This is a genomic window from Geobacter grbiciae, from assembly GCF_018531165.1.
GTDB lineage: Bacteria > Desulfobacterota > Desulfuromonadia > Geobacterales > Geobacteraceae > Geobacter > Geobacter metallireducens.
Map to the genome: position 1 here is coordinate 28,329 of NZ_JAHDIW010000011.1, position 11,906 is coordinate 40,234.

Below are 11,906 nucleotides of genomic sequence, written 5' to 3' on the forward strand. Positions count from 1 at the left end.
TTATTCAAAGGTTTTCAGGGGCACGGTATCCCCTACTTACCGCAGCACTTCTTGTATTTCTGGCCGCTGCCGCAGGTGCACGGATCGTTTCGCCCCACCTTGACGCTGGTGGCCGGGGCGGCCTTCACGCCGATGCCGTCGGTGAAGTACCAGGCTCCGTCCAGCTTCTTGAACTCGGCCAGCTCGTGGTGGGTCCGCCGCACATCCTTGTCGCGGTAGCGGGCGATGAACTCCACCTTCCCTTCCGTATCGTCGGCCCCGCCGGCCAGGGTCGAGACAATCTCAAGCCCCTCCCAGCGGGAGCTCTCGGCCCACTCGCGGGTCCCCTTCTCGTCGAAGTCTCCCCGGTGTTCCGGATGGGTGGTATCGTGGATGTAGCCGATCTCCACCTTCGTGTAGGCGGAGTAGCGGGAGCGCATGAGCTCCTCGGCGGTAAGGGGGGCTCGTTTCCCCGTGATGAACGGCTCGCAGCAGTCGGCGAAGGGACGGCCGGTGCCGCAGGGACAGGAATCTGACATGGGATGCTCCTTGAAACGGTGTAATTGGTGGTCCGGTTCGGACCGGGTTATTGATACCGTCACGTGTCCGTCGTGTCAACCGTTAAGGCTTTCCCTCACCCCTACCCCCTCTCCCAAAAGGAGAGGGGAAACTCTACCGAAACGCCACCAGAAAGAGGGCATCGAGGAAGGGGCGCGCCCGTTCACGCTCTTCCGGGGCAAGGGAAGCCACCGGGACAGGGGAGATGAAACGGCGCAGGAAGCGTTTTTCGACAAAGCCGAGGGGGGAGTTGGGCCGGCCAAGCCGCGGTGGTATCACGATCGGAGCCAGTCGCAAGGGTCCTACCGCCGTGCGGAGGGCCGGGTTGAGCATGAGGCGGGCATCAGGGGAAAGGCCGCACTCTCCGAGAGGCTGACGTCCCAGGTAGAGGATGAAGTTCGGTGTCTCCTCCCCTTCCCTTTCAAGGCGTCGCAGCCGCGCCACCTCCTCAGGGATAGAAGGCAGGGCCCCGTCATGGGCGAACATGAGGGGGGTGAGCCCCGTCTCCGCCACCAGCGCCATGAGTTCGTCGATGCGGTAGGTGCGGGTCCGGGGGTGGAGGAAGGCGTCAGCAATGCCGGCATCAAAGGCGGCCTCGCTGGAAGCGTCCACGTACCGCCGAAAGCGGGACCCTGCTGGCGCCCGCCTGATGAGCCGCTTCACCGTTGCCACATCTCCTATCTTCAGGAGCCGCAGGGCCGTGCGGATCGATTCAGCCTCCCGCCGGCCCCCCCGGCTGTAGACCATGAGCCGCAGAATGCCCCCCGGCGCCAGACGCCGCTCCAGGGCGCGCAGCCCTTCCAGGGGGTCCGCCAGGTGATGGATGACCCCGAAGGAGTCGATGAAGCCGTATTCCCCCGAAGCTGCTGCCGGGTCCAGGATATCCCCCCGCTCGAAGTCGACGCCGAACCGGCCGTGGACCAGGCAATGGAGCCGGGCCCGCCGTAGGTTCGCGGCCGACAGGTCAAGGGCGGTGATGGGGACGCCGGGGTTGGCCAGAGAGGTGGGGTACGGTGAAAAGCTCCCGCACCCGGCCAGGAGGATGCGCCGTGCATGGCTGCTGGGGAGCGCGCCGTTGAAACGGGCATGGAGGGTGTCCAGGTTCAGGGCATAGGTATCCCAGGGGCGAACCGAGGCAAGGAGGGGATAGCGGGGGTAGACCCACCGCTCGTAGTGGCGGCGAAGCTCGTCGTTCATGCCGGTCACACCCTGCGTGCCCGGTACTTCTTCACCAGTTCATCCGGGTGGTAGGAGAGCTTCGCCGTCCGCAGCCCCGGTTCCCCCAGGTCCTGCTCGCGGTTCGTCCAGGTGCAGTCGGTGAAGAGGAGCCGGTTGAACTCCCGGTCCACCAGTTGGGAAACCCCTTCCATGAACGGATCGTTCTTCTCGAAATGGCAGACCGCCGTGTCGCGATTGAGCCGCTCCCCCAGAGCGAAGGCCGCCACCCGGCCCTCCACGACCACCACCACACCTTCGAGGCCGAGGCGGTCCGCGAACATGAGAGCCTCCGCCCCTGCCTTCGTCTCCAGTTCCAGGGAAGGGCTGTCGATGCCGTTGCGGACCCGGCGCCACTCGTCGAGAAGTGCCAGGCAGCCGTCACGGTGGCTCGCTCCGTAGACCTCAACGCTGAAGTCATGCCGCGCCGCGAAATAGTTGATCCGGTTCTTCTTTTTGTGGAAGCGGTTGCCGGGAAGTTCCGCCAGTGCCTGCCGGAGGTGGAGATAATCAAAGGCATCCCGGTCTTCCTCCACGGCCATCCCCTCGGCGACCAGGTACCGGGACACAAAGAACACGTCGGCCCCGTAGAGGGTCATCCCTGCATCAAGGAGCACCCGAAGGGCGCCGGCCACATCTCCACCGATGGGAGGGAGGAAGTACTCCTCGCCGCCGTACCCCTTCCCGAGCACCACGGGAGAGTCCCCCACCCGGGTGAGCCGATAGTTATGGGCCTCCCGGAAGAGGTAGAGATTGGCAAAGGTAAGCTCCGAGACCCGGGGCTGAAGTTCGGCAAAAACGGCGTCAAGCCGGGGCTTGTCGGCAAGGGCAAGGGGACGCGATGCGGGGAAGGCGGGGATGTCGGTCATGGGGTCCATGGGAAAAGAGTATAGCAGAACTCTCCCACCGCGAAGAGCGGGTTTTTTGCTCGTGGGCACTTCATGAGCCACCGCCCTGGGGCTAAAAAAAGGGAGCGGTGTTGCCACCGCCCCCGGAGGTACAGCCGTATCATCACATTGGCATCAATCAGGGGCCGACCGATGTGGTCAGCATCCGCATGTACTGATCATCCACCGTCAGGTAGACGCTGGCACCCGTGGGGGTGAATGTGCCCGTTATTGTGCCGGTAATGGTTGTCTGGCCTGCCAGCAGCCTCTTGTCCATACGGGCGGATGTCGGGGATCCTGTAGCATCGAGTCCTGAGACGTTTACGTCGATCCAGTCTGCCGTTGTTCCAGACAGCATGGTCCAGGTGATGGTCTGAGCGGTGTTCAGTTGGAACTTTTGCAGGTCCGTAAAGGTTGCAGGCTGAGTGAGAGTGGCAAACGGTGCTGTTGCCAGCTCCGCATAGGTGTACGGACGTTTGCTGATCTTGATGATGTACTGCGCTTTTTGAGTATTGGTCGCATCATACAGCGTCACGGTATAGGGGATATTTGTATCAGCCGTGGAAGGGAAGGCCGCCAGTATGGCAGCATCTTTGGCCGTGGTATCCTGGGCCAGCCAAACGACATTGTTCATATTGACACCAGTCGGATCAAGAGTGAACTGACTGCCAGCCATACTGCTGGTGTTCGATTGTTGGTTGTAGAGGTAGACCCCAACCGACGGGAGTCCTGGGCCAGTGACGAGAACTTTGGCCACGCCGCTGCTGTTATAGTCATCCGCGACATAGAGCTGGAGGCCGGTGCCGTATTGTGATGTATTGCTCGGCGAACTGGACTGGTTGTGGTAGGCCGTCGCGCCAAAGTCGAAGGAAAGGATGCGGCCGTCGCCCAAAGCGTACCACGTGCCGTTGGTATTCTGGAACCGCCAGCGGATGGTCTCGGTCTGGTTGTTATTCTTCGGCTGGGTAACGACGAATTCCACCAGGGCGGCAGTAATGTTATTGTTGCTGTCGAGGGTCGTGCTGATAAACGTTGCCGGACCGGCGGTCATTCCCAACGTTCGTTGATCGGTGGTGACTTCGTTCAGGAAGTTGGCGCGGTCGCGACCTTGGTCCATGAAATTTGGGTCCAGCAGGCCGAGGAGGGTGGTGTTAGTGACAGAGGGCATGGTCTGCGCAAACTGTCCGACAAAGGTTTGGATCCCCTGGTTTATTTTCTGAATGTCCGTAAGTTGCGTCGCTGTCGGTGCTGTCAGAGTCCCGGTCATGCTCCCCATGCCACCGCTGGTCATCGTTGCGGTGGTCACTTGCGTATTATTAATGATGTTAGTGATGGTTGCGACAGTCGTGCTCGGATCAATGGAAACCTTGACGACGTCCATCATCTTGTCGAGGCCGCTCTGCCCCGGCGTAAATGATGCCCGGAGAAGGTCGGTACTTGCGCTGAGTCCCATGGCCGTCATAACAGGTGTCAGTTTATTGGTCAGTGCCTGCACCTGGGCAGTGAGAGCGGTCGTGGTGATTTTTGTGGGGTCGCCGTTACTGTAATAGTTTGCTGCCACCTCTCCGGCGATGCTGGCGACCATCAGATCGGTAAAGGGGGTGATATTGACGTTCTTTCCGATGTCGTCGGTCGTGGCAGCCGAGCAGTAGGTGACCTGGGTACTGCCGACGGTTCCGACCGCCTTCATGACGAAGGGGGGGGTCATCCCGCTCACGTCGAAGGAGTACTGACCGTTGGAGGTCGCGTCAACCGCAGCGGACTTCTCCACCCCTTTGCTGTCCTTGAGGTACACTGTACCGATAATCGGAGCGCCCGCAGCAGCAACCCCAGATATCGTCGTTGCTGCCGGTGTCGTACTCCCTCCGCTGCCTCCTCCGCAAGCCGCCAGGGCCGCGGCCACCACCGCGCCAAGCATCGTCAATTTAATCGTGTTCCATAGCTGTTTCATCAGATGGTTCCTCCGTTTGTCACAAAAATAGTCCCCTTCACATTCACGGCTGGCTCATTGTTTTCTGTCCGGACCCTCCTTTCGCGAGTTGCTATGAAGCCGATTTGATCAGGATATCCTGTTCAAGATCGTATTCATTACGGCAACAGTAGAGGCTCCTGCAAAACCATTGCAGGGCTGGTCTGTGTTGTTGCCGTTCGCTCGTAAAACTCAACATAACAACGGGTGCACCTCAACCAGAGCAATCCTTTCGCAATGGACCGGCCGCGCTTGGCTTCTCGCCCAGCAACCGAACGTTACAGAGTTCTTATCGACAACGATTGACAAAACTTTAGAAAAAAATTGTTACAAACACACACAACAGCTCCAGTTAACGCACTTGGTCACCGTACAAAACAGAAACAAAAAAACCGACCGCAATCAGGAGTTACCAAACGTTATCAAGCCGCACAAAAAACAAAACACCGTTCACTACTTAATGAATAGCGCCATACTACGCTGGCCCTGTGTGGATTCAAAACAAAAGGCCCCCCAGCGGATGCCGGATGGACCGTAAAATAAACAGAGCGGATAGAGATCGCTGCAGCAGAATAACCAACGCCACCCCGCCAACAATGACTGACAGGTTACATGCGGCGGAGCATGGAAAACTCCCTGCTCATGAGGTGATCCTTGGGGTGCTTGTTGGCAAGGGCAAGGGGGCGCGACGCCGGGAGGCCGGGAGTGTCGGCCGTGGGGTCCATGAGGTGATGAGGAAAAATCAGATCGGACCGACCCCGACCCTGATTTTGCCGTTGGAGACGCTGACCGTGCAGGCGATGCGGGAAATGGGGAGGGAAAACTGGCGCGGCGCCGGGAGGAGGCTCCAGTCGATCTGGTCACGGAGGAAAGAGCGGAACTGCTCGTTCTCCGACTCCACCGAAAGGGAGGCGACAGCGCCGTCCTGGAAGGTTACCAGAACGGTACCCCGAACCTCGTCCGGCCGCTGACGCTCTTCGGCGGGAAGGGCCTGCGAGACCATCCCCTTGAGAGCCGCCCCCGAAACTCTCCGGTAGTTCCCCAGCTGCGCGACGATGGCCTGGGCATTCATGGTGTTGCGAAACCCTTGGCTGAGAAAGGTGCCGGTCAGGGCAACGACAGGGGCGCTCGCCTGCCCGACGGTTCCAGTTGAGCCGACTGATGGATCGGTCTGACTGGCGGGAGGGACAGGCGCGGGGGGGGGCGTCAGGGGGGAGTTCCGCAGGGGCAGCAGATTCAGGGGGCGGCTGCGGTTCATCCTGGGATGGCAGAACTTCCTGCTCCTGAACTGCCGCGCTGTTATCGAGCCCCGCCTGCTCGCTGCGTATGTCCGTAACAACGTCCACAACCCAGTTGGCGGTCTGTGCCCTATGCCGCCTGGCTGTCATGGAATCATACGAGGAAACGGCGGCGAGAACCATTCCATGAATTGCCAGAGAAACTATGATGAAACGCTGAAGGGTGTCCATGGTGAAGGGGTGCGGGCGGGGATGCCGCCCGCACGTGCCGGTTCGCTACATGTTCGGTTGCCGCATCAGGGTAATGATCGCCTGCTTCAACTCGGTGGAGATCGGGGTTGTGGCATTGGTCCTGCCAGTTATTTTGTCTGCGAGCGTTGCCAAGCCATCGACAAAGTTCTTCTTGGCCCGCATTTCATAAAGCTGCTCACTCTCACCCGCTGCGGGCATCGTTTCCCTGTCCGCCTGCCGCTTCATTTCCAGGATCGCGATATCTTCCTGTATCCCCTGAAATCCATTGAAAGCGTTATTGCCGGAGGAGAACGTGTGCCGGGCACTCCAGGCGCCCCCTATTCCCTCGCACATCCCCTTCTGCATCATAACCACGCAGGTATTGGACTGGGTCCACATGCCGCCATTCATGGTACAGGTGGACTGGTCCGCGGCCATGGTGCACTCGCCCCCCCAGAACCCTTCCGCGAAAGACGGAAGCGGCGTCGAGTCCCGCGTATAGGCAAAGTCGCCGCCATTTCCGAGAATGCCTGCCAGCCACGTCACCATGACCGTCTGGGGAATGGGCCAGTTGGCGACACATCCGGTCATTCCCCAGACACCGCCGGCAGCTTCACACGTCGGTTGGTCCTGGGCGGTAAACATGGTATAGGTCCCGAAATCGCCGGGCAATGTCGCCCCATGGGGAAGTATCGTCAGGACACCCGTTTTCATTGCACTGATATCGGTAGCCTTGGAAGCAATGGCACCCTGGAAAGTACTGAATGCTGCCTGGAAGGCATCCTGGAGTTCTGTCTGGACAATGTCCACTGTCGTTCCCTTGGATGCCGCGTAGCTCTCCGGATCCGCGTAGAACCCGGCATACTGGGCGTCAAGGATCTCGAAGCTGGTCATGAGGCTCCGGCTGGCATTGAGGAAATCGGTTACCTGGCTGCCGGAGGCACCAAGGGCAGTCAGCGCCTTGGAATATTCGCCGGCAAGGTTCGATGCGGAAATCCTCATGTGGAAGGTGGTCATGGCACTTTCCATGGCGCTGGCAAAGCTGGGATTATGGGCCGTTAGGGCTGCCATGCTCTCGTCGTCATAAACAGCCACACCTGCGGCATTGTGGGCGGCAAGAACCAGGTCGGGCTTGATCCCGGCGCAGGTGGCAGCATCGATGAATATTTCACCCATCAGCCCCCCGGCCCTCTGCATTTCCTTCTGCTCGTCCGCTGTCATCATGTTGACAGCGTCATAGTACCCTTCCGTGAAGCTCCGGAGGGTTTTTTGGGTCCCATCGCTGTTGTAGATGAGGCAATCCTTGAGAGATTTCAACTGATTGGTGGTTGTGTTTCCACCTGACGGGGATGTCAAAAAACCTTCAAAACCACCGCTACCCAAAATTCCCGCCTTACCCATCTGGGCAATCATGGAGATATCATCATCATTGATATCGGGAGAGCGGAGCATGACCAAAAGGTATGACATCAGGATCGGATCATCGCTCCCTGCCAGGGCTGCCGTTTGCTTCACTACCTGCGCCTGCTTGTCGGACATCTCGTTAATGCCGAGCTTGTTGGTGGCACTTGCCGGCGGTGCCGGAGCGAATCCGTGCCGCACAACCGTTCCGTTGGCACCTTTCAGCTCGAAGAAGAGAAAATTGGCATCGTTCCTGGTCGGCATGGACGGGAGGGTGAAATCGAGCTTTCCCCCCGTCGCAACGGCAGAATTCGACGACACCGTTGAGAGCGTACCATTGGAGTTGAACTTACTGACCGTGATCGTATAGGTGCCGTCCGCTAATGGCGCTGTTGCCGCAAAGGCCGCCGGGGCAACGGCGGTCGACAGAAGGGCGGCGGCAGATGCAAAAGAGAGCAGTTTCTTTTTCATGTACCTTATCCTTTCCTGTTCCCTACTTGGCCGTCCCGGTAACTGTTCCGGTTGTTACGCCGCCGCCTCCTCCGCCGCCCCCTCCTCCACTGCTGCTACCGCCACCACCACACCCTGCGAGAAGAGCGCAGGTCATGGCAACCATGCCGATCATCACCAACCATTTCCCGTTCATCATTGTGTCCCCTTTTTCCCATGGTTTCTCGATTTCTGGCGGTGTCCGGCAATGGCCATACATAGTGACTTTTTTGGCACAAGTTCATAACAACCTAGAAAACAAAGGTCTCAACAACGCAAATCATTCAACGAAATTATCAATCAAAAACACCACTTAGCGCTATTTGGCAAAATCGGCGCCACAAGGGGCACCATTCGTTATCAACGAACAAACAAAAAGCCCCGCCCGGCAGATACCAGGGGGGCTGTGCATAAAAAGGAATATCCTGAAAACTTGTTACAACAAGACCATAAGCACCACGCCGCCGGCGATGACCGACAGATTACAGACAGCGGAGATGCCGTGGAGTTTGGAGAACTCCCGGCGCATGGGGTGATCCTTGGGGGTGGTTTCGAAGGAAGGAATCTGCTGTTTGATAAGAGCGGCCTTCGGCTCCACATGGAAGGCCTGGAACGCGGTGACTGCCAACATCACGACCAAGAGAACCGCCGCCGGCATCCAGTTCTTTCCCCGCGCGAGCAGAAGCGCCAGGAGGGCCACGGCGCCGCAGGCCAGCCCCCAGCGGAAGTAGCCGGGGAAGAGGTACCCGACGATGCGTCCCGCCGCGTCGCGGGTTTCTGTTCTGAAGATGGTGGGGGTGAGCACGAAGGTGAACAGGGCGGCGCCCCCCACCCAGAGGGCCACGGCCAGACGACAGAGTGCGGGAACAAATGACACGGCAATCCTCCTTGATCTGAATGGTATTATGAGTTTTCCCGGTCCCTGGTCCCTGGTCCCCGGTCCCCGGTCCCCGATCGCGAAGCGATCAATAATCCACCGGGCGATGCTCCGCCGGGGGGGGATCGACGCCGGCATGGCGTCAGGGCTGAACCAGCGGGCATCCTCCAACTCGGCATGGTCAACGCGTATCTCGCCCCCGGCGTACTCGGCCACGAACCCCGCCATGAGCTGGCTCGGAAAGGGCCAGCACTGGCTCCCCACGTAGCGGATGGCGCCGATCTCCAGCCCGGTTTCCTCCCGCACCTCGCGACGGGCGCACTCCTCCAGGGATTCGCCGAAGTCGAGGAATCCCGCCACGAGCCCGTAGCGCCCCGGAGCCCAGTCGGGCTTGCGGGTGAGGAGAAACTCGTCCCCCCGCTTCACGAGGACGATGGCGCAGGGGTGGATGTGTGGGAAATGCTCGACGCCGCATGGAGGGCAGCGCTTGCCCCAGGTGCCCGGCAAGCGATCCTGGGGAGCGCCGCAGCGGGCGCAGAAACGGCTGTCGCGTTCCCAATGGAGGATCTGTTGGGCCATGCCGCCGATGGTGAGAGTCGCGTCGTCGAGGCGCTCACCCGTTGCGTTGAAGGGTTCGGCCACGAACGGGGAGGGAAGCGGGTCCTGTGCCGACATCCGGGCGATCCTGAGGGGACGGCCGTACCAGCGGCCGATAGTGATTGCCTCCCGCCCGGCGGAAAGCCAGTGCGGCCGCTCACCCTCGGGAAGCGCGAGGGTTCCCCCGCGCTCTTCCACCACAAGGGAGTTTCCGCGGAGAACGGCCCAGACGCCCGGCCCGGCACCTCCCCCCGAATCGGGAGGTTCGGGAGTGAAACCGTCGGCGATGACCGTCGCGTTAAAGGGGAGATTGGCCGTGTCGGGATAGGGCATGGGAAGACCTCCGGTGAACTCGCTCAAGGATACCTGCCGGCGTGCGGCGACGCAACAACCGATAACCATTTCACCGGCCCGGCGTGAAAAAATCCCTGTTGCGCCCGACAGCGGCATATCTGTATACTCTAGCCGGATTAGCGGTTTCTTTCCGAACAGCGACGCCACCGTTTCAATAAACAACGACGGAATCCATCTTATGACCGAGAAGACAACCGTCCCGTGGCCCAGTGCCGCAATGGCGGCGGCAATCCTCGCCGGACTCTGGATCGCGAGCCGCGGCAACTATCTCCTCTTCCACACGGCGACTGAAATGTTCTCGGTGCTGGTGTCGGGGGGGATTTTCGTCATCGCCTGGAATGCCCGCCGTTTCCCCACCAGCCCCTATCTCCTGTTCATCGGCATAGCCCATATCTGCGTGGGGGGGGTCGACCTCCTCCACGCGATGGCATACAAGGGGATGGGGGTCTTCCCCGGCAGCGGCCCCAACCTTCCCACCCAGCTCTGGATCACTGCCCGCTACATCCAAAGCATCTCGCTTTTCATGGCCCCTCTCTTCATCGGACGCACATTTCGTCCCGGGGCCACGCTGGTGGCCTATCTGGCCGTGACGGCGACCTTGATTGCCGCAATTTTCGGAGGAATATTCCCCCCGTGTTTTGAGGAAGGAACCGGGCTCACCCCTTTCAAGATCGGGAGCGAGTACTTCATTTCGGTAATATTCCTGGCCGCCCTTGCCTTCCTGAGAAGGAAGCGGGAGTTCTTTGACCGGCGCATCGTGAACATTCTCTCCGCCGCCATCGTGCTCATGGCCATGGCCGAACTGGCCTTCACCATTTACGAGGACGTCTATGGCCTCAGCAACCTGGTGGGACATCTCCTCAAGGTGGCGGCGGTTTTTCTGATCTACAAGGGGACGGTGGAGACCAGCCTGACGCGTCCCTATGACCTCCTGTTCCGGGAGTTGAAGGAGAGTGAGGAAAAATTCGCCAAGGCGTTCCATACCGCCCCGACCATCATGGTTATTACCTCTCTGGCCGAGGGAAGGTACCTGGAGGTGAACGAGACCTTCGAGAATACCCTGGGGTGGCAGCGCGAGGAGGTGCTTGGCCGCGCTTCCCGGGAAATGGGCATCTGGGTCGATCAGGAACAACGGGACGAGATCATGGGGACCTTGGAGAGGGGGGAGAAGGTACTCAATCGTGACGTCACCCTCCGCAAAAAACAAGGAGAAACCATCGAAGGACTCTATTCGGCAGTGGGGATCGAGCTTGACAACAGAAAGTGCCTCCTGGGGATCGTGCGGGACGTTACCGCACGGAGGCGGGCCGAACGCGAGGTGAAACTCCTCAACGCCGAATTGACACAACGGGCCCAAATGCTGGAGGACACCAACGGCGAACTGGAAGTGACGGTGGAACAGCTGGAAGCGGTCAACCAGGAACTGGAAGCTGCCAACAAGGAGTTGGAGGCCTTCAGCTACACGGTGTCCCACGACCTGAGGAGCCCCCTCACCAACATCAACGGCGCCGCCCAGGTCATTCAGGAGCTGTTCGGCCAGGAGCTGGACCCGCAATGCGAGAGACTCGTCGATATCATCCACCGGGAGACTCTCCGCATGAACCGGCTCATCGACACGCTGCTCAGATTCGCCCACATCTCCCGGGGCGAGATCTCCCCCGAGGCGGTCGACCTGAGCGCATTGGCGAAGGAGGTGGCCGGGGAACTTCAGGCACGGCATCCCCAACGACAGGTGTCATTCGCCATTGCCGGCAACCTGACAACCCACGGCGACCCACGGCTGATGAAAATCATCCTCGACAATCTCTTCGGCAACGCCTGGAAGTACACCGGCACACAGGAAGCGGCCCACATCGAATTCGGTACGATTCTGCAGGGCGACAAACCGGTATTTTTCGTGCGCGACAACGGCGTCGGTTTCAACATGGCCGACGCCCACCGCCTCTTCTTGCCCTTCCAGCGCCTCAACACGGAAGCATCCTTCAAGGGGGAAGGGATCGGCCTTGCCACGGTGGCCCGAATTGTCCAGCGCCACGGAGGAAGGATCTGGGCGGAAGGAGAGAAGGGAAAAGGGGCCACCTTCTACTTCTCTCTCTGACAGCCCTTCCCCT

General features: G+C 60.1%; 9 protein-coding genes and 1 pseudogene. 1 reads left to right on the forward strand and 9 read right to left on the reverse strand.

Features of this window, described 5'->3' with window-relative positions; translation table 11 throughout:
* Nucleotides 1-32 precede the first annotated feature (32 nt).
* The 9 genes and pseudogenes from KJB29_RS13220 to nudC form a co-directional block, all read right to left on the reverse strand.
* Nucleotides 33-518, reverse strand: a complete 486-nt coding sequence (locus KJB29_RS13220) for a YchJ family protein (RefSeq protein WP_215734953.1) — start codon at nt 516-518, stop codon at nt 33-35.
* Nucleotides 519-651: 133 nt separating this feature from the next.
* Nucleotides 652-1,734, reverse strand: a complete 1,083-nt coding sequence (locus KJB29_RS13225) for a class I SAM-dependent methyltransferase (RefSeq protein WP_215734954.1) — start codon at nt 1,732-1,734, stop codon at nt 652-654.
* Between the two features lie 5 nt (nt 1,735-1,739).
* Nucleotides 1,740-2,621, reverse strand: coding sequence for a DUF2156 domain-containing protein (locus tag KJB29_RS13230; RefSeq protein WP_246561388.1), 882 nt, complete (start codon nt 2,619-2,621; stop codon nt 1,740-1,742).
* 157 nt (nt 2,622-2,778) lie between these two features.
* A complete protein-coding gene (locus tag KJB29_RS13235; RefSeq protein ID WP_215734955.1) occupies nt 2,779-4,590 on the reverse strand; it encodes a hypothetical protein in 1,812 nt (603 codons plus the stop codon).
* 760 nt (nt 4,591-5,350) lie between these two features.
* The gene (locus KJB29_RS13240; protein WP_246561391.1) at nt 5,351-5,866 is read right to left on the reverse strand and encodes a hypothetical protein; all 516 of its coding nucleotides are present in this window, start codon (nt 5,864-5,866) and stop codon (nt 5,351-5,353) included.
* A 256-nt stretch (nt 5,867-6,122) separates the two neighbouring features.
* Complete coding sequence (locus tag KJB29_RS13245; RefSeq protein WP_215734956.1) at nt 6,123-7,949, reverse strand: hypothetical protein; 1,827 nt, start codon at nt 7,947-7,949, stop codon at nt 6,123-6,125.
* A 22-nt stretch (nt 7,950-7,971) separates the two neighbouring features.
* Nucleotides 7,972-8,124 (reverse strand): hypothetical protein, encoded by a 153-nt coding sequence (locus KJB29_RS13250; protein WP_215734957.1) that lies wholly within the window; start codon nt 8,122-8,124, stop codon nt 7,972-7,974.
* A 279-nt stretch (nt 8,125-8,403) separates the two neighbouring features.
* Nucleotides 8,404-8,844 carry a DUF4149 domain-containing protein gene (locus KJB29_RS13255; RefSeq protein WP_215735036.1) on the reverse strand — a complete coding sequence of 147 codons (441 nt, stop codon included), beginning with the start codon at nt 8,842-8,844 and terminating at the stop codon, nt 8,404-8,406.
* Nucleotides 8,845-8,934: 90 nt separating this feature from the next.
* A pseudogene (gene nudC, locus KJB29_RS13260) lies at nt 8,935-9,891 on the reverse strand (NAD(+) diphosphatase); the annotation flags it as partial.
* Nucleotides 9,892-9,973: 82 nt separating this feature from the next.
* On the opposite strand from nudC, the gene KJB29_RS13265 reads away from it, so the two are divergent.
* Nucleotides 9,974-11,893, forward strand: a complete 1,920-nt coding sequence (locus KJB29_RS13265; protein WP_215734958.1) for an MASE3 domain-containing protein — start codon at nt 9,974-9,976, stop codon at nt 11,891-11,893.
* The last annotated feature ends 13 nt before the right edge of the window (nt 11,894-11,906 follow it).

What these genes read in the sequence shown, in the direction of transcription:
- KJB29_RS13265 (WP_215734958.1), top strand. Translation starts at nt 9,974, where the DNA reads ATGACCGAGAAGACAACCGTCCCGTGGCCCAGTGCCGCAATGGCGGCG.
- KJB29_RS13235 (WP_215734955.1), bottom strand. Translation starts at nt 4,590, where the DNA reads ATGAAACAGCTATGGAACACGATTAAATTGACGATGCTTGGCGCGGTG.
- KJB29_RS13240 (WP_246561391.1), bottom strand. Translation starts at nt 5,866, where the DNA reads ATGAACCGCAGCCGCCCCCTGAATCTGCTGCCCCTGCGGAACTCCCCC.
- KJB29_RS13250 (WP_215734957.1), bottom strand. Translation starts at nt 8,124, where the DNA reads ATGAACGGGAAATGGTTGGTGATGATCGGCATGGTTGCCATGACCTGC.
- KJB29_RS13225 (WP_215734954.1), bottom strand. Translation starts at nt 1,734, where the DNA reads ATGAACGACGAGCTTCGCCGCCACTACGAGCGGTGGGTCTACCCCCGC.
- KJB29_RS13230 (WP_246561388.1), bottom strand. Translation starts at nt 2,621, where the DNA reads ATGACCGACATCCCCGCCTTCCCCGCATCGCGTCCCCTTGCCCTTGCC.
- KJB29_RS13245 (WP_215734956.1), bottom strand. Translation starts at nt 7,949, where the DNA reads ATGAAAAAGAAACTGCTCTCTTTTGCATCTGCCGCCGCCCTTCTGTCG.
- KJB29_RS13220 (WP_215734953.1), bottom strand. Translation starts at nt 518, where the DNA reads ATGTCAGATTCCTGTCCCTGCGGCACCGGCCGTCCCTTCGCCGACTGC.